Annotated in this window: 20 protein-coding genes; 16 read left to right on the top strand and 4 right to left on the bottom strand. The window is 66.6% G+C overall.

What is annotated here, in order from left to right; translation table 11 throughout:
- A partial coding sequence (locus KBI52_RS29435) for a calcium-binding protein (RefSeq protein ID WP_371823226.1) occupies positions 1-861 on the bottom strand: 861 nt, incomplete at its 3' end.
- Between the two features lie 277 nt (positions 862-1,138).
- On the opposite strand from KBI52_RS29435, the gene xdhA reads away from it, so the two are divergent.
- From xdhA to KBI52_RS29390, 9 genes are all read left to right on the top strand, one after another.
- Positions 1,139-2,620 carry a xanthine dehydrogenase small subunit gene (xdhA, locus tag KBI52_RS29430; RefSeq protein ID WP_210812557.1) on the top strand — a complete coding sequence of 494 codons (1,482 nt, stop codon included), beginning with the start codon at positions 1,139-1,141 and terminating at the stop codon, positions 2,618-2,620.
- Between the two features lie 4 nt (positions 2,621-2,624).
- Positions 2,625-4,955 (top strand): xanthine dehydrogenase molybdopterin binding subunit, encoded by a 2,331-nt coding sequence (xdhB, locus tag KBI52_RS29425; RefSeq protein WP_210812556.1) that lies wholly within the window; start codon positions 2,625-2,627, stop codon positions 4,953-4,955.
- Positions 4,952-5,917 carry a xanthine dehydrogenase accessory protein XdhC gene (gene xdhC / locus KBI52_RS29420; protein WP_173945521.1) on the top strand — a complete coding sequence of 322 codons (966 nt, stop codon included), beginning with the start codon at positions 4,952-4,954 and terminating at the stop codon, positions 5,915-5,917. Before xdhB ends, xdhC begins: the two co-directional genes overlap by 4 nt.
- A 6-nt stretch (positions 5,918-5,923) precedes the next feature.
- Positions 5,924-6,409, top strand: a complete 486-nt coding sequence (locus KBI52_RS29415) for a nucleoside deaminase (RefSeq protein ID WP_247654710.1) — start codon at positions 5,924-5,926, stop codon at positions 6,407-6,409.
- Between the two features lie 55 nt (positions 6,410-6,464).
- Positions 6,465-7,112, top strand: a complete 648-nt coding sequence (locus KBI52_RS29410) for an urease accessory protein UreE (RefSeq protein ID WP_210812555.1) — start codon at positions 6,465-6,467, stop codon at positions 7,110-7,112.
- 29 nt (positions 7,113-7,141) lie between these two features.
- Entirely contained in the window at positions 7,142-7,612 is a 471-nt protein-coding gene (gene ybaK / locus KBI52_RS29405) for a Cys-tRNA(Pro) deacylase (RefSeq protein WP_210812554.1), read from the top strand.
- Positions 7,613-7,815: 203 nt separating this feature from the next.
- The gene (dusA, locus tag KBI52_RS29400; protein ID WP_173945518.1) at positions 7,816-8,814 is read left to right on the top strand and encodes a tRNA dihydrouridine(20/20a) synthase DusA; all 999 of its coding nucleotides are present in this window, start codon (positions 7,816-7,818) and stop codon (positions 8,812-8,814) included.
- A 1,088-nt stretch (positions 8,815-9,902) separates the two neighbouring features.
- On the top strand, positions 9,903-10,118 hold the full coding sequence (locus KBI52_RS29395) for a hypothetical protein (protein WP_173945517.1): 216 nt from the start codon (positions 9,903-9,905) through the stop codon (positions 10,116-10,118).
- A 242-nt stretch (positions 10,119-10,360) separates the two neighbouring features.
- The gene (locus tag KBI52_RS29390; protein WP_173945516.1) at positions 10,361-11,155 is read left to right on the top strand and encodes an ADYC domain-containing protein; all 795 of its coding nucleotides are present in this window, start codon (positions 10,361-10,363) and stop codon (positions 11,153-11,155) included.
- A gap of 31 nt (positions 11,156-11,186) precedes the next feature.
- Here KBI52_RS29390 and KBI52_RS29385 read toward each other — a convergent pair whose 3' ends face one another.
- The 3 genes from KBI52_RS29385 to cobS are packed head-to-tail and all read right to left on the bottom strand — an operon-like array spanning position 11,187 to position 12,967.
- Entirely contained in the window at positions 11,187-11,900 is a 714-nt protein-coding gene (locus KBI52_RS29385; RefSeq protein WP_173945515.1) for a TIGR02281 family clan AA aspartic protease, read from the bottom strand.
- Positions 11,900-12,115, bottom strand: coding sequence for a DUF1289 domain-containing protein (locus KBI52_RS29380; protein WP_210812553.1), 216 nt, complete (start codon positions 12,113-12,115; stop codon positions 11,900-11,902). Before KBI52_RS29380 ends, KBI52_RS29385 begins: the two co-directional genes overlap by 1 nt.
- A 15-nt stretch (positions 12,116-12,130) precedes the next feature.
- The gene (cobS, locus tag KBI52_RS29375; RefSeq protein WP_173945513.1) at positions 12,131-12,967 is read right to left on the bottom strand and encodes an adenosylcobinamide-GDP ribazoletransferase; all 837 of its coding nucleotides are present in this window, start codon (positions 12,965-12,967) and stop codon (positions 12,131-12,133) included.
- Positions 12,968-13,044: 77 nt separating this feature from the next.
- Here cobS and cobT point away from each other — a divergent pair, with 77 nt between their 5' ends.
- The 7 genes from cobT (at position 13,045) to KBI52_RS29340 (ending at position 17,347) form a co-directional block, all read left to right on the top strand.
- A complete protein-coding gene (gene cobT, locus KBI52_RS29370) occupies positions 13,045-14,070 on the top strand; it encodes a nicotinate-nucleotide--dimethylbenzimidazole phosphoribosyltransferase (RefSeq protein ID WP_210812552.1) in 1,026 nt (341 codons plus the stop codon).
- The gene (locus KBI52_RS33190) at positions 14,067-14,570 is read left to right on the top strand and encodes a thermonuclease family protein (RefSeq protein ID WP_210812551.1); all 504 of its coding nucleotides are present in this window, start codon (positions 14,067-14,069) and stop codon (positions 14,568-14,570) included. Before cobT ends, KBI52_RS33190 begins: the two co-directional genes overlap by 4 nt.
- A gap of 103 nt (positions 14,571-14,673) precedes the next feature.
- A complete protein-coding gene (locus KBI52_RS29360; RefSeq protein ID WP_210812550.1) occupies positions 14,674-15,306 on the top strand; it encodes a uracil-DNA glycosylase family protein in 633 nt (210 codons plus the stop codon).
- Between the two features lie 176 nt (positions 15,307-15,482).
- Positions 15,483-15,644 (top strand): hypothetical protein, encoded by a 162-nt coding sequence (locus KBI52_RS29355; protein ID WP_173945509.1) that lies wholly within the window; start codon positions 15,483-15,485, stop codon positions 15,642-15,644.
- A gap of 85 nt (positions 15,645-15,729) precedes the next feature.
- Complete coding sequence (locus KBI52_RS29350; protein WP_210812549.1) at positions 15,730-16,086, top strand: hypothetical protein; 357 nt, start codon at positions 15,730-15,732, stop codon at positions 16,084-16,086.
- A 249-nt stretch (positions 16,087-16,335) separates the two neighbouring features.
- Positions 16,336-17,127, top strand: coding sequence for an enoyl-CoA hydratase-related protein (locus KBI52_RS29345; RefSeq protein WP_210812548.1), 792 nt, complete (start codon positions 16,336-16,338; stop codon positions 17,125-17,127).
- A 13-nt stretch (positions 17,128-17,140) separates the two neighbouring features.
- On the top strand, positions 17,141-17,347 hold the full coding sequence (locus KBI52_RS29340) for a hypothetical protein (protein ID WP_173945506.1): 207 nt from the start codon (positions 17,141-17,143) through the stop codon (positions 17,345-17,347).
- Positions 17,348-17,446: the final 99 nt, after the last annotated feature.

Genomic DNA, 17,446 nt, shown 5'->3' with positions numbered 1-17,446 from the left:
GCCGCGGTCGAGCCCGGTGAGCCGGTCGGCGTGGTTCGAGCCCTGCAGCACCTCGACGTTGAGGACTTTGTCGCCGGCGGCCGCGCCGCTGTTGACGTTGGTGGTGAGGTCGACCGTGATGCCGCTCGCGGCGCTCTGGTAGGACACCACGTCCCAGCCGGAACGACCATCCATGACATCGCTGCCGGCGCCGCCATCCATCCAATCATTGCCGTTGCCGCCATCGATAATGTCGTTGCCGCTATAGCCTACAATGCTGTCGTTGCCGGCGCCGCCATAGACGAAGCCGGCTTGATGGAGAAAATCGCTGCCGGTCGAGCCTAAGGTCATCGCGGCGGTGAGATAGCTTCCATCAGCCAACTTCAAAACGACATTTGTCTGCTGAACGGTTGTGCCCCCGTCGTCCGTTCCACCGCTTGAACCACCGTCGCCGGCACCTCCACCCGAGCCGCCGTCTCCAGCGCCTCCATCGATGCCACCGCCGGTGCCGCCGTCAGCGCCGCTAGACGGCACTTCGCCGAAACGAATGCGATCGTGGAACGTTGCATCGAGCGTCGCCGTTGCCCCTCCGTCAGCTCCCTCTCCCAATCTGTAAGCCGGCGATCCATTTGGATTGGCAGGATCGATAGCATAACGTTGACCGTTGATGACGATGACGTCATGAAGTTTACCCTCGATCATGACTCGGTCGGCGACCTCAAGGGTGACCTCACCACCACCACTGATCCCACCGCCGCTGGAGCCTCCATCGGTCGGGCTGCTGATTCCACCGCCGTTCGCGGTCCCGGCCAAAACGGTTCCGGCGAGCACCCTTGCCTGCAGTCTCGCCATCTCTTCCCAAAGATTGTATGCCAATTTCATTCTCCGATCTTAAGGACGGAGATCGCCCTCGTTCGAGTGCACAGCCCTCAGAGCCACCCCCGTATTATACGATATATTATTTCGAATTGTCATCAAGCTTAGGTTGCTCAAGAGCGGGAATCTTCCTCAGAAATTGCAGGAAAGAGTACCTAGAACCTTTTTTCGATCACGCTTCCAGCCGCCTTCGGCGCCGCACACGCGCCTATTGCGTAATCCTGCCGCTCGGTCATTCTATGCGGCTGATCAGCGAACCGGGACGAACCCGGCGGAGGACGATTTGAGGCGTGCAGCAATCCGCTTCTGGCGGAACGGACAGGCAGTCGAGGTTTCAGGTTTTCACCCGCGCACCACGCTTCTGGACTACTTGAGGCTTCAGGAGCGTCGCGTCGGCACCAAGGAGGGGTGTGCGGAGGGCGATTGCGGCGCCTGCACGGTGGCGCTCGGCCGGTTGAGGGGCGGGCGTGTCCATTACGAACCGGTCAACGCCTGCATCCTGCTGCTCGGCCAAGTCGACGGGGCGGAACTCGTCACCGTCGAGGATCTCGCCGCGAACGGCGAATTGCATCCGGTCCAGACCGCCATGGTGGCGAGCCACGGGTCGCAATGCGGCTTCTGCACGCCCGGGATCGTGATGAGCCTCTTCACCCTCTATCACGAGGGCGAGCGGCCGTTGACCCGGGAGAGCGCCAACGATGCGCTGGCGGGCAACCTCTGCCGCTGCACCGGCTACCGGCCGATCGTCGATGCGGCGCTTCAGGCCTGCGGCGGACAGGCCGGCGATCCCTTCTCGGCCAGGAGCGATCAAACCGCGCGCGGTCTCATGGACCTTGCCGACGGCCGTGACGTCTTCATCGGCAGCGAGGCCTGCTTCTTCGCCGCGCCCGCGAGCGAAGCATCCCTCGCGGCTCTCTATGCGCAGCACCCGGACGCGACGCTGGTCGCGGGCTGCACGGATGTGGGCCTGTGGATCACCAAGGCCATGATGGAGATCGAGAAGATCATCTGGCTCGGGCGCGTGGCCGGGCTCGATGTCATCGAGGATTCCTCCGACGCGCTCGGCATCGGCGCGACCGTGACTCACGCAGCCATTCATCCCGCCCTCGCACGGATCGACCCCGATCTCGGCGAGATCATGCGCCGCTTCGGGTCGCTGCAGGTGCGCGCCTCTGGAACCGTCGGCGGCAGCATCGTCAACGGGTCGCCCATCGGCGATCTCGCGCCGGTCTTCATCGCGCTCGGCGCGGAGCTGGAGCTGCGCCGGGGCGAGGCCACCCGCACCCTTCCGCTCGAAGATTTCTTCATCGCCTATCGCAGGCAGGATCGCCTGCCGGGCGAGTTCGTGCGCCGCGTGAGCGTGCCGAAGCTGAACGGCCATGAGGCCTTCCGCGCGTACAAGATCTCGAAGCGCTTCGACGAGGACATCTCGTCGGTGCTCGGTGCCTTCAAGCTCATCCTCGACGGGCGGCGCATCGCGGAGGCCCGCGTCGCGTTCGGCGGCATGGCCGGCACGCCGAAGCGCGCCGCCGAGACGGAGCGGGCGCTGGCGGGCGTGTCCCTCGACGAGCCTGAAACATGGGGCGAGGCCATGGCGGCCATCGCACGCGACTACCAGCCCCTCGACGATCACAGGGCCTCGTCGGCCTACCGCTCGATGGTCGCGCGCAACTTGGTCTTCAAGGCCCTGAGCGAAACGGCGTCGGGCGACACGCGGGCGACGCGGATCGTCGGCGGGCGCGAAGCGCTTCAGGCGGCGGAGTAGAGCCATGAACGCACCCGCCAAGCCGATGATGGAAGCAGAAGCGCTTCGCCACATCCGCCAGCCGCTCCCGCACGATTCCGGCCTGAAGCACGTTCAGGGCTCCGCTCAGTACATCGACGACATCCGCGAGCCCGACGGCACCTTGCATGTCGCCGTCGGGCAGTCGCCGAAGGCGCGCGGGCGCCTCGTGTCTCTTGACGTTTCCGCCGTACGCGCGGTGCCCGGCGTCGTGGCGGTGCTCACTGCGTCCGACATTCCCGGCAAGAACGACGTGTCGCCGGCCTTCGGCGACGATCCGCTCTTCGTCGACACCGACATCAGCTTCCTGGGCCAGGCCCTGTTCGCCGTCGTGGCGACGAGCCGCGACTTGGCGCGCCGCGCCGTCAAGAAGGCCGTGATGGAGATCGACGCGGAGACGCCCAGCATCACGGTCGAGGACGCGCTCGAGCGCGGCGAGACCGTGCTGCCCGATTATGCCTATGGCCGCGGCGACCCGGATGCCGCCATCGCTCAGGCGCCGCTGAAGCTGGCGGGACGATTCCGCGTCGGCGGTCAGGAGCATTTCTACCTGGAAGGGCAGATCGCCCTGGCGGTCCCGGGAGAGGACGGGGACATCCATGTCTATTCCTCGACCCAGCACCCGACGGAAGTGCAGCATGTGGTGGCTCGCGTGCTCGACATTCCCGACGCATACGTGACCTGCGAGACGCGCCGCATGGGCGGCGGCTTCGGCGGCAAGGAGAGCCAGGCGACGCAATGGGCCGTGACGGCCGCCCTCGCGGCCCGCGCGACGGGACGGCCCTGCAAGCTGCGTCTCGACCGCGACGACGATTTCGTCCTCACGGGCAAGCGCCACGACTTCCGCTGCGACTGGGCTGTGGGGCTCGACGGCGAGGGACGCATCCAGGGCTATGCGGTCGACCTGCTCGCCCGGTGCGGCTATTCGGCGGATCTGTCCAGCGGCGTCGTCGACCGGGCGATGTTCCATGCGGACAACGCCTATTGGATGCCTGCCGTGCGCATCGCGTCGAAACGGCTGAAGACCAACACGGTGTCGAACACGGCGTTTCGCGGCTTCGGCGGCCCGCAGGGCATGCTCGCCATCGAGCACGTGATGGACCGGATCGCCTGGGCGACGGGGCGCGACCCGCTCGATGTGCGCTACGCGAATTTATACCGCGAGACCGAAAACGTCACGCCCTACGGCATGGAGGTCGAGGAGACGGACACGCTCCTCAATCTCGTGCGCACGCTCGAGCAGACCTCGAACTACCGCGCGCGCCGCGAGGAGATCGCGGCCTTCAATGCGTCCTCGCCGATCATGAAGCGCGGTCTCGCGCTCACGCCGGTGAAGTTCGGCATCAGCTTCACGCTCACCCACATGAACCAGGCCGGCGCCTTGGTGCACGTGTATCAGGACGGGTCCGTGCATCTGAACCACGGCGGCACCGAGATGGGGCAGGGGCTCTACGTCAAGGTGGCGCAGGTCGTGGCCGAGGAATTCGGCATCGCCCTGGAGCGCGTGCGCATCACGGCGACCACCACCGCGAAGGTGCCGAACACCTCGCCGACGGCCGCGTCATCCGGGTCAGATCTCAACGGCATGGCGGCGCGGGTCGCGGCCGGAGCGATCAAGCGGCGGATGATCGCACACGCGGCCGAGGCCTATGGCGTTCCGGAGGATCAGATCGCGTTCCGCGACGACCGGGTGTTCGTCGGCAATCAGAGCCTCTCCTTCGACGAGCTGGCGAAGAAATGCATCGCGGCGCGCGTGCCGCTCTCCGAGGCCGGACACTACAAGACGCCAAAGATCACCTGGAACCGCGACAAGGGCACCGGACGGCCGTTCTTCTACTTCGCCTATGGGGCAGCCTGCTCGGAGGTGATCGTCGATACGCTGACCGGCGAGAACCGCCTGCTGCGCGCCGACATCCTCCACGATGTCGGCCGCTCGCTCAATCCGGCCATCGACATCGGCCAGATCGAGGGCGGCTTCGTGCAGGGCATGGGCTGGCTCACCACCGAGGAGCTGGTCTTCAGCCGGGAAGGGCACCTGCTCACCCACGCGCCCTCGACCTACAAGATCCCGGTCGCCTCCGACGTGCCGGCGGAATTCAACGTGGCGCTCTTTCCCAACGAGAACCGGGAGGAGACGATCTATCGCTCCAAGGCCGTGGGCGAGCCGCCGATCATGCTGGCGAACAGCGTGTTCTGCGCCCTGGCCGACGCGGTCCATGCGATCGACCCCTCGCGGCCCGTGCCGCTCGATGCGCCCGCGACGCCCGAGGCGATCCTGCGGGCCTGCGAGGCACTGCGCGGGAGGCCGATGGGGTGAGGGTCTGGCGCCAGCTCACCGATCTCGTGACGCGGCACGGCTCCGCCGCACTCATCTCCGTGCATGACGTGAAAGGCTCCGCGCCCCGGGAGGCTGGGGCCCGTATGGCGGTGCGGCCCGACGGGGCGTTTCACGGCACCATCGGGGGCGGGCAGCTCGAATTCCGCATGCTCGATATCGCCCGCGAGATGCTTCAGGCCGGACGGGGGCCGGCCAGGATCGTCGATCAGGCGCTGGGTCCTGATCTCGGCCAATGCTGCGGCGGCCGGGTGGCGATCCTGATCGAGACCTTCGACGGGCGCGATCTCGATGATCTGGCGCCTCTGGTCGAAGCCGAGGCCGGGGGCGGGCCGTTCGAGGTCGAGTGCCGGATGGAGGAGGGGCGCGTCAGGCGCGAGCTCGCCTCCGCGGTGGGCGACGACCGCTGGACGGGCTGGCACGAGACCCACGGCGTGGCTCGCACGCCGGTCCTGCTGTTCGGCGCCGGCCATGTGGGGCGCGCGCTCGTCCTCTCCCTCGCGCCGCTGCCCTTCGCCGTCCGATGGCTCGACGACCGGGAGGACGCCTTTCCCTCCCATGTCCCGGCGAACGCTCGGGCGGTGCGCCTGCGCGACCCGGAAGCGGAGATCGCCGGGGCCGATCCCGCCTCCCTGATCCTCGTCATGACCCACGACCATCCCCTCGACATGGCGATTACGGCCGCGGCCCTGAAGCGGGCCTTTCCCTATGTGGGCCTCATCGGCAGCGCCACGAAGCGGGCGCGCTTCGAGAAACGCTTCCGGGAGCTGCACCTGCCCGAGGAGAGGATCCGCGCACTGGTCTGCCCCATCGGGCTGGCCGGGATCGCCGACAAGGATCCGGCGGTCATCGCCGCCTCCGTGACGGCGCAGCTGCTGCAGGTCCGCGAAGGCGGGAATCCCGAGCGAAATCTCTCGCCTCCCGCGCCCTCAAACGATACATAAGCCTCCATGAACACCATGAAGACCGACGATCAGCGCTATCTGGCGCGCGCCATCGAATTGTCCCGCGAGCACATGGACCGGGGAGCCGGCGGCCCGTTCGGCGCCGTGATCGTGCGCGACGGTAAGATCCTGGCCGAGGGCTGGAACCAGGTCACCTCCGCCAACGACCCGACGGCCCATGCCGAGGTCACGGCGATCCGCCGTGCGTGTCAGGAGATCGGTGACTACTCGCTCGAGGGCGCCACGCTCTATACGAGCTGCGAGCCGTGCCCCATGTGCCTCGCCTCCGCCTATTGGGCCAGGGTGAGCCGCATCGTCTTCGCCAATACCCGGCAGGATGCGGCCGACATCGGCTTCGACGACAGCCTGATCTATGACGAGATCCCCAAGTCCATCCCCGAGCGCATCCTGCCCATGGACCACCTTCCGAGCCTGGAGGCGCGGGCGGTGTTCGACGCCTGGGCGGACAAGGACGACAAGATCGCCTATTAATATCCCTCTGCGCTTCCTATCTGAGCTTCACCCGACACTCATCGAGATCTGCCCCATGCCCCGCGTCACCACCATCGTCCGCAAGCCCGCCGTGAAGGCCGACCGCGTCATCGATACGATCGCCCTGGACCACGAGGCGCGCAATCGCCGCCAGGGGAGCCTGCGGGCCGAGGGCGGGACCGAGATCCTGCTCGACCTCGACATGGAGACCACGGTCAACGACGGTGACGCCCTGCGGCTCGAGGACGGACGGCTGGTCCAGGTGAAGGCAGCGGCCGAACCGCTCTTGGAAGTGAAGGCCGAGAATCCCTTGCGTCTCACGCGGCTCGCCTGGCATCTCGGCAGCAGCCATGGCCTGGTCGAGGTCACGGCGGACGCCCTCTACGTCGAGAACGATCCGTCGGTCGCCGAGCTCGTGCGCGGGCAGGGCTGCACCGCGACCCCGGTGGAGCGCCCCTTCCGGCCGGAGCGTAGCGCCCATGTCTGCGATCACGACCACGGCCATCATCACGATCATGATCACGGCCACAGCCATGCCGAGAGCCACAGCCACGCTCATGCGCACAGCCACGACCATCACGATCATGGCCACGAGCACGCTCATGACCATCATCACCACGACCACGGGCATCACCATGATCACGGCCCGGGCTGCGGATGCGGCGGGCATCACCACCATCATGGGCACAAGCACGATCACTGACCGCACCTGACGCTCCCCACGCCACGACCATGTCGAAGACCACCCGCGCGACCCAGGCGCTGCAGCAGGCCCGGATCGCCTTCACGGTCCACGCCTACGACTACGATCCGAACGCGGAGCGCATCGGCCTGCAGGCGGCCGAGGCCATGGGGGCCGACCCGGCGAGCGTGCTCAAGACCTTGATGGTGCTGGTGGACAACCGGCCGGCCTGCGTGATCCTGCCCTCCGACCAGGAAGTGAACCTGAAGAAGCTCGCGGCCGCTCTCGGCGGCAAGGCGGCCCAGATGATGAAGCCCGCGGATGCGGAGCGCATCACGGGCTACCACGTGGGCGGCATCAGCCCCTTCGGCCAGAAAAAGCGTGTGCCCACGGTGCTCGAACAATCGGCGCTCGACTACGCCGAGGTGTTCATGAACGGCGGCCAGAGGGGCCTGCAGGTCAAGCTCGATCCCCGCGCGGCGGCGGCGGTGCTCGACGCGAAGGTGGCCGGGGTGGTGTGAGGGTCTCCAACGCCGTCATGGCCGGGCTCGTCCCGGCCATCCCGATCCGGTGAAGCGCGGCGTTTCAAGCAAGCGCGATCACCGGCACAGGGCCGGTAGACAACCCCCTGTCGCGGTATCGGCTCGCGGCTATTTGCCTTGAGCGCTCCATCACCATATGAAAGGGCCGCTCCCCGAAATCCCGACCGATTGCTTTGCCGACAATGACGCAGAAATTTATCTCCGTGGCCCCCATGATGGACTGGACCGACCGACATTGCCGGGCGTTCCACCGCGTCCTGTCGCGGCGGACGCGGCTCTATACGGAGATGGTCACCACCGGGGCTGTCATTCACGGGCCGCGGGACCGGCTCCTGGGCTTTGATCCCTCGGAGCATCCGGTGGCGGTGCAGCTGGGCGGCTCCAGTCCGGAGGAGCTCGCGCAGGCCGCGGGGATCTGCGCCGATTTCGGCTATGACGAGATCAACCTCAATGTGGGCTGCCCGTCCGACCGGGTGCAGAACGGCCGCTTCGGCGCCTGTCTGATGCAGGAGCCCGAGCTGGTGGGCGAGTGCGTGGCCGCCATGAAGGCCGCCGTGTCCCTGCCGGTGACGGTGAAATGCCGGATCGGCGTCGACGATCAGGATCCGGAAGAGGCCCTGGACCGTCTCGCGGCCAGTGTCGTGTCCGCCGGCTGCGACGAGCTGACGGTCCATGCCCGCAAGGCCTGGCTCCAGGGGCTCTCGCCAAAGGAGAACCGGGACATCCCACCGCTCGACTACCCGCGCGTCTATCGCCTCAAGGCGTCCCGACCCGATCTGCCGGTCGCCATCAACGGCGGGATCAAGACCTGGGGCGAGATCCGCCAGCACCTGACGCAGGTGGACGGCGTCATGCTGGGCCGGGTCGCCTATCACGAGCCCGAGATCCTGCTCGGGGTCGACCGCGAGCTTCATGGCGAGGAGCCGCCGGTGGCGGACGGCTTCGAGGCCGTCGAAGCCTACGAGCCCTACATCGCGTCGCACCTCGAGAGGGGCGAGCGCCTGAGCAGCATCACCCGCCATATGCTGGGGCTCTTCACCGGACGTCCGGGAGCGCGGGCCTACCGGCGCCATCTGGCCACCGAGGCGGTCAAGCCGGGAGCCGGTCTCGCGACGCTCCGCGAGGCGGTCGCGCATGTCTCCCGTGCGACGGAGTGCCAGATTCCCGCCGACGCGGCCTAAAAGCCCCGGGCTGGATCCGGCACTTCTGCCGCCGCCTGCCGCTCACAAGAGTGATTCCCTAGAGGCAAATGGTCCAAATGACTGAAAGATAATCGTATTTTCGCATCGGCGATTAAAATAGTAACATAGTTACTTTAAGGCGTGCCGTCGCTGTTGCGCCTATCCAGGGTTGGATCTGAGCCGAACTTCAACATGAAGTTTGACGCGCTGACAATCGATAATTGATTGTTCTGCCTCCAGGTTAACTCTGGATTGCAAAATGTTATTCCAATCCATTTCCTGCTTTACAATAACGTTATGACATTTATTGTTGTTCTTGAGAGTTAAGCAACTCTAGAGACTGTCTCTTGGGAAACTCTCATAAATTAGTGAAAAGGGGAATATTATGCTCGTTCAAATCTATCCTTCCTCTGAATATCCTTCTCTCTACCCTGCCGCACGCTACCCGGAACAGCTGCCGCGCTGAACCGATCGGGAGGCAGTTATACTTTCCAGATAACCAAATCCTAGTCACCAATACTCATTAAATGGAGAGAGGAGCCTCTTCTGGTTCGCGAAGGGGCTCCTTTTCTTAGTCTTCCTTCACCTGTCTGCAGCGCTCGCTCAAGTCTGGGGATCGGCCCGCATGAGGGTACCGGGGTGTCGCGCCGCTCCCGTGATGAAACGAGGTTCGCACAATAATGAGGGTGCCGCTACTGGCGTGGTCTTGTGCGCCGGTTCCTCGGATCGGTGATGCGCCGCCTTGAGTCGAGCGTGGCGGCCGGGCAAGGGGCACCGGAATCGTCTCGATGTCCCTAGTCGGAACGCTTCGGGGAGCGCAGTGCCTTCAGGCGCATCTGGCCCGACGCCCCGGTGCCGGACGTGCCGGGCGCCGTGCTGAGTCGTCCTCACGATGTCACGCGCCGATTTCAGCAACCTGTAGTCATAGGACTGCAACCGATAATATTTCGACGTTAAAGTTTGTCCGCGAAAACTTCGAAAATACAGGTTCGAGAGCCATGGCGAGCTTTACTGTAACAAAGTAACGACTATCTTGCCTCCCTGGGCAGGCACTACGGCCTGGTCACCCATCTGGAGGAAGAATGATTATGTCCCTTCGTTCGTGCGCGGCCGTTTTGGCCATCATCGCCGGTGTCGCGGCCACATCAGCCACACAGGCAGGTTTCGCTACAAACGGGCTCACCATCAACGGTCTGACGATCAACGGCAGGGCTGTCCGAGGAAGCGCGCTCGGCGTTCCGTCCGGCGGGAGCCGCGTGACGTCTGTGATCCTCCAGGACGGCTCCACGGTCGCTGTTCGCTGATGTCGTGTTCAACCTCCCTTGCGCGAGCGGGGAGGTCGATCCCGCCCGCATGCCGCCGCGTGTTCTCCGGGATGAACCGGCGCCAGCATGACCGGACGGACAGACGCGACTGCGAGCCGCGATGGCAGCCAGGCGGCCGCTCCCAGGGCCGCTATTCTGCCCGACGGCACCCGCCTCCTCGTCAAGTGAACGGATCCACGATTGAAAGCTCCTCCCGCGTGAAGCGGGGGAAGCATCGGCTCATGCGTCTGTTTTATCGCTTCGTGTTCCTGCTGTCTCTCGTCGCGGCTTCGGTCAGGCCCGCAGCTGCCCTCGAGGGGCATTTCCAGGCCAATGGGCTCGACCTCGTTCTCAGCCTCGACGACGGGCGCATCTTCAGAGGTCAGGCCCTCACCGGCATGATTCTGGTTCTCGGCACGGCCGCCGGCGACAGGGAGATCCGCATCGACGGCGTCGTCCACGAGGGGAAGGTCAGGGACCTTCCAGCCACGCTGTTCCGGATGTCGGTCAAGGACCGCGAGACCGGGATGTTCGAGGAGCTCTGCGAGCGCGACCCCAAGGGCGACCGCGTTGCCTTCGCCTATCCGGACGGCGCCGGCGGCTTTGCCCTCGCATGCACCAGCGGGGCCGAAGGCAAGTGCATCCTGTTCGGGTATTTTCCGTGGCAGAGCGATCCGGCCGTTCCCCTGCGCGATCTGCATCGCGCCTGCACGCACATGCTGCGCGCCGATTACGGCGGCGACGACCGGCCGAGCACCCGCGATGGCACGGCGGTCAACGTCTATGACCGTTTCGGCATTCAGACGCCGGACCACGCGCCCGGCATGGAGTTCGAGGCGGCCTGGGGGGCGGACGGGGCGATCTGCGTGTCGCATCCGCGCATCGCGGACAACATCGATCTGGACGAGTTGGCGCGACGCTACCCGCAGCTGCTCGGGCGTCTCGGCCCGCAGGCCTGCCATGAGCAAGCGATGCGCAGGGACCCGCGGGCGCTGCTCTTCAACGAGTCGATATTGACCTGGCGCACGCGGAAGTGACGGCCAGCGGATCGCCGTCGCGGCGGAACGATCAGTCCGGATCGTTCTGTGCGGCCTGCGCCCTGAGGATCAGCCGGTTGCCGCGCACCTCGTAGGAGCCCAGGCGCTCCAGGAACGTCATCCCGAGCAGGTTGGCGTGAAGCACGCCCGAGCGGGCGATCAGCGCGCGAACATTGCGCTCCGTGATCGAACCGACCGTCAGGCGCTCGATCACGACCGGGGCCGCGAGGGCTCCCCCGTTGGCCGTTGCGACCGGAATCGAATAATCGAGGCGGTCCAGCCTGAAGCCCGTGGCGGCCGCATCTTCGGCGCGCAGAACCACCGTGCTGGCGCCGGTGTCGAAGACGAAGCGGGTCTCGTGGCCGTTGACCTCGCCGCGCACCACGAAGCTGCCGTCGGTGCGGCGTGCCGCGACCACCTCGCCCTCGGGCGTGACGACGGTGCGGCCGACCGCGATGTCGCCGATGGCGCGGTCGATCACGGCCTGCAGTTCGCCGCGGGACGCATAGGTGACGAGCAGGGCGATCAGGATGCCGCCGCTGACGGCGACGGACTGCACGCCATAGGTCCAGTGGCGGGAAAAGCCCTCGACAATGGAGTCGGCCATGAGCAGGGACAGGCCGCCGAGGCCCAGCAGGCCGGCCGCTTCCAGGGCCGAGAACTCGCCGATCGGATCATCGCCGAACAATCCGACCAGAAGGGCCGCCAGGAGAAGAAGGAAGCCTGCCCCGCGAGTGCCCGGCATTACTGAGCCTTGTCGGATTGGCGCGCGAAGGGCGACTCGACCGCGAAGGCCTCGCGCATCCGGTCCGGCAGCGCCGCCATGATCTTCTGGCGCTCCTCTTCGGGGATGCGATACCAGCTCGCAATCTCGTCCCGCGTGCGGCCGCAGCCCTCGCACAGGCCCGTTTCGGGATCGATCATGCAGACGCGGATGCAGGGGCTGGAAACGCGGGTCATCACACCTTCATGTCGTCATGGCCGGAGAGCGGTCAAGAGGCCGATCAGCGCAGCGATCTCCGCGGCCTGCTGGGCGGCGCCCGCCACATCCCCCGTCTGTCCGCCGAGATGCCGCGATGCGAAGCGGGTGAGCGCGAGGCCCGACACCCCCGAGAGAACCAGCATGAGGGCGATGCCGACGGGTGGCAGGCCCGCGAGCGCCCCCAGGCCAACGGCGATCACGCCGGCGATTCCGGCCGCGAGCCAGAACGTCTCCCGCGCCGGCTGCCCGACCGCCCGGGACAGGCCGTCCAGGCGAGCCGGTGGAAGGAACACGATGGGCATCAGGCCCGCGGTCCGCGACAACGAGGCGACGATGAGAACCGCCGCCATGGCGGCCCCGCCGTCGGCCCGGGACGCGAGGGCGGCGAGGGCGCCGATTCGCAGGGCCAGGCTGAGGCACAGCGCCGAGGCGCCGAACGAGCCGATTCGGCTGTCCCGCATGATCTCCAGGCGTTTCTCGCGGGTCGGACCCCCGCAGCTGTCGGCCAGGTCGGCCAGTCCGTCCTCGTGGAGCGCTCCCGTGGTCGTCACCATGGCGGCCACCGAGAGCATCGCCGAGAGCCAGGGGCCGAGACCGGCGAGCAGGGCCAGGCCCAGCACAGCCGCCGGCAGGAGGCCGATCAGGAGGCCGGCGAGCGGGATCGCCCGCACGAGGCGCGGGAAGCTCGGAAGCGCATGGGCGTCCTGCTCCCAGGGCAGGGCCGGGACCGGAAGGCGGGAATAGAAGCGCACGCAATGGGCCAAGTCGACCGCGAGCGCCCGCCAGCCGCCCCCGTTCGCTGCTTCGCCCTGTTCAAATTGCTCCGACATGCTTCACCCCGCGTGCCTGGATCGTTATAGGTCACGCCTCGTCGCGTTCTGCAATGCCCCCCGGGCCGGAGCCCTCCATGTCTGATGCCGTGTCCTCACCTTTCGACGATATCCGCCGCCTGATCACGACCATGCCCGGTCCGGACGAAGCGGCCGTCGAGGCCGTGCGGCAGCGGGACGGGCAGCTCACCAAGCCGGCCGGGAGCATGGGACGCCTCGAGCGGATCGCCGAGTGGCTCGCGGCCTGGCAGGCCAAGCCTTCGCCCAGCGTCGACCGGCCGCTCGTCTGCGTGTTCGCGGCGAGCCACGGGGTGACCGCCAAGGGCGTGTCGGCCTTTCCGTCCGAGGTGAATCGCCAGATGCTGGAGAACTTCGCGGCCGGCGGAGCGGCGATCAACCAGATCTGCGCGGCCTACGGCCTCGGCTTCAAGGTCTTCGATCTCGCCATCGACATGCCGACGGGCGACATCACCGAGGCCGATGCCATGGACGAGAAGGCCTGCGTGGCCACCATGGCGTTCGGCATGGAGGCGATTGCGGGCGGCACCGACCTTCTTGCCGTCGGTGAGATGGGCATCGGCAACACCACCGTGGCAGCCGCCATCTACACGGCGCTCTACGGCGGGCCTGCCGAGCACTGGGTCGGGCGCGGCACGGGCGTGGACGACGAGGGTTTCAAGCGCAAGGTCGCGGCCGTCGAGGCGGCCATGGCCTATCACGGCGACCACCTGAAGGACCCGCTCGAGGTTCTGCGCCGGGTCGGCGGGCGCGAGATAGCCGCCATGGCGGGGGCCATCCTGGCGGCGCGCCTGCAGCGCATCCCGGTGGTGCTCGACGGCTACGTGGCGACGGCGGCAGCCGCCATTCTCCACGCGATCCATCCGTCGACCCTCGATCATTGCATCGCCGGCCATCTCAGCGCCGAGGGAGCGCACCAGGACGTGCTCACCCGTCTCGGCAAGGTTCCGCTTCTGGCGCTCGGCATGAGGCTCGGAGAGGGATCGGGCGCGGCGCTCGCCGCAGGCCTCGTGAAGGCCGCGGCCGCCGTGCACCGGGACATGGCCACCTTCGGGCAGGCAGGAGTTTCCGAGCGTCTGTCGTGAGGCGGTCCGGTCATCGCTCCAGGTCGAGCGGAATCGCCTCCGTGCTCGTCGCGCTGGCGCTCGCCGGCGGGGCTGGGCTCGTGCTGAAGCCGAGTGGGCGCTCCCTCGAGGGCAGGGCACAGGTCACCGACGGAGACACGATCCGCATCGGCGAGTCGCGCATCCGCCTCAAGGGCATCGACGCCCCCGAGATGGAGCAGCGCTGCTCCCGCGCCGGCCGCTCCTATGCCTGCGGCGAGACGGCCCGCCGGGTGCTGATCGACCTCGTGTCGGGCGAGACCGTGCGCTGCCGCGCCACCGGACGGGACCGCTACCAGCGCGTCCTCGCCCGCTGCACGGTGAACGGCCGCGACATCGGCGCCCGCATGGTGGAGGGCGGCTGGGCAGTCTCCTACGGGCGCGATTACGAGCCCGAGGAAACCCGCGCCCGCAGCCGCTCCGCCGGTCTGTGGGAGGGCGATTTCGAGCGTCCGCAGGCTTGGCGCCGGGAGAACATGTAGGCTGGCTGTGAAACATTCCGATGCCCCGGCAGGGCCCTGCTGAGACGTTTCGCCCGATGCCTGCGCTCTCACGAGTCCGGGCCGCGAAACCCATGTCTCAGGGATGAATCCCTCTCCAGCATTTGACGATCTCGCCGGGCAGCTGCGAGCCTGCCGGATCTGCCGCGATGCGCCGCGCTACGGAACGGCCCTGCCGCACGAGCCGCGGCCGATCATCCAGGGCAGCGCGACGGCCCGTCTGTGCATCGCCAGCCAGGCGCCCGGGACCCGGGCCCATGCGAGCGGCATCCCATTCGACGACCGGTCGGGCACGCGGCTGCGCGACTGGCTCGGGGTCGACAGGGCGACATTCTACGACGCCTCCAAGGTCGCCATCGTGCCCATGGGTTCATGCTTTCCCGGACAGGATGCCAAGGGCGGCGACCTGGGCCCGCGCCGGGAATGCGCCGAAGCATGGCGCCGGCCGCTCTTCGAAGCGCTTCCCGGTCTCGACCTGGTCCTTCTGATCGGCCAGTACGCCCAGGCTTGGCATCTGGGCGATGGCTCCAGGGACGGTCTGACCCAGACCGTCCGACGCTGGCGGGAGATCCTCAGCCAACCGCAGAAGCCCCGCATCCTGCCGCTTCCGCACCCGTCCTGGCGCAACAACGGCTGGCTTAAGACCAATTCCTGGTTCGAAGCCGAGCTTTTGCCGGTGCTCAGAGCCGAGGTCCGGCGGATGCTTCCTGAGAGATGATATTCACATGAAAAATGAATAAGAGCTCTCAATAGAAATTCTTAAAAATACATGACGAGTTAGTATGAATATTTTGGAACATTAAGGTAAATGGGACGTTACCAAAGTATCGATTAGGTATTTTCATGTCGTTTGTCGCTGGTAATCATAGAAGTTCCATCTTCGCCGGGCGTCCGATGCGGGAGATCCAAGCCAAATGGGATCGCCTGTCCATGTCGGATCTCGCGCAGATCAAGACAAAGGCGCAGCTGATAGCCCGCGTGCAGGAGCAATATGGACTGCCTCACGAAGTGGCGGTCCGGGATGTCGAGATCTGGAATCTCGACCGTCGCTTCTGATCGATACGACGCGCCGAAGGACCGCAGGGGCAAATCCCCGTTCATGCATGGCGGCCTGCATGGACGTCACGAAGGAGTTGCCATCATGAGAGCTCACCATTTCGCCGTCGGAGACCACGTGCTCTATACGGAGCGCCGGTTTCCTCATCTCTTCTGCAAGCAGCCCTACACGATCGTCGGATGCCTGGATTCACGGCGTTTCGAGCCGCAGTATCAGATCCGATCCGAGACCCGGCTTTATGATTGCGTGGCTGGCGAAGACGAACTCAGCCGCGGCGGCTCGCCGATGAGCGCCTTCCGCAACGGGGAGGTTCCGGACTTCCTTGACGGCACCGGCACGACCGAGCCGGCGAATCTCAATCTCGTTCCCTGGACGAGCCTGCCCCGCAGGGCCCGGCACAAGAACGAAGAGGTCTGTGCATTGAGACATCGGCAGGCATGATCAAGCGCGGATCCCGCCTGAGGGCGAGTGGCCCGACGTCCCTGGTTGTGGCGGGTCTCGCGGTCATTTTCTGCTTCGGCCTTTTCACCATGATCCTTCTCTGAACGCCGGGGCCGCTATCGGGGCGCGTCCGGCGGACACCGGCGATCTGCCGTCGATCCGATCGTCCTTAGTCGGAACGCGACTTTTCCGGGTTCTCCGCCTCAAGATCCGTTCTATGTTCTAGCTTGAGGATCAGGAGCCCGATGCATGAGCCCAACCACCCTGCGCTGCACCGTCGACGGATCGGTGGCGACCATCACGCTCGCGCGGCCCGAGAGGATGAACGCGTTCAATGCCGCCATGCACGCGGACTTGCGCGACGCGTTGGATCGGTGCGAGCGGGACGAGGCCGTGCGCGTGGTGGTGCTGACCGGGGAGGGGCGGGCCTTCTCCTCCGGCCAGGATCTCACCGTCGACCTGAAGCGCGACGATCAGGGCCGCATCGATCTCGGCCCCGCGCTCGCCCGCGACTACAACCCGCTGGTGCTCCGGCTCGCCAACTACCCGAAGCCCACCATCGCGGCCCTGAACGGCCCGGCGGTCGGAGCCTCCATGAACATCGCGCTCGCCTGCGACATCGTCGTGGCGGCACGCTCGGCCTATCTGCAGGAGGCCTTCGCGCGGATCGGCCTGATCCCGGACGCGGGCGGTACCTGGATCCTGCCGCGCCTCGTCGGCCCCAAGCAGGCGCTCGCTCTCATGCTGAGCGCCGAGGCGGTTCCGGCCGAGGAGGCCCAGCGCATGGGCCTCGTCTACAAGGTGTTCGACGACGCGTCCTTCGCGGTCGACGTGGCGGCCTTCGCGGCGCGGTTGGCCGAGGGCCCGGGGCTCGCCTACCGCCTCACCAAGCGGGCGGTGGCGGAAAGCCTCGCCAACAGCCTGGAGACGCAGCTCGACCTCGAAGCCAGGCTCCAGAGCGAGGCCGGATCGAGCGAGGACTTCATGGAAGGCGTCGCGGCCTTCCGCGAGAAGCGGACACCCCGGTTCGAGGGACGATAAGGAGATCAGCCCGATGCGCCCCACCTACTGGATTCTTGGCCTCGCCACCCTGAGCATCGTGATCGGGCTGTTCATGTCGCGGGATCCCGAAAGGGCCGAGCGGCTCAACCAGATGTACCGGGACGCGGCTCTGACGGGCGAGACGCGCCAGATGGTGATCGTGGGCCTTGCGGTCGCGATCGGGGCCTTCGTGGTCTACCTGACCATGACCCGGCGGTAATGATCGAGCACGTCCGCCCCCTTGCTGACCCTGCACGTCATCAACCGCTCTGTGCCGGTGATCCCGATTAAGGAAAAACGCTGCGCTCCACACGATCGG

Origin of the sequence: Microvirga sp. HBU67558 (assembly GCF_018069605.1) — a bacterium.
GTDB classification, from domain to species: domain Bacteria; phylum Pseudomonadota; class Alphaproteobacteria; order Rhizobiales; family Beijerinckiaceae; genus Microvirga; species Microvirga terrae.
The sequence above is the reverse complement of the archived record's forward strand: the minus strand, read 5'-3'. Positions and strand labels throughout refer to the sequence as shown.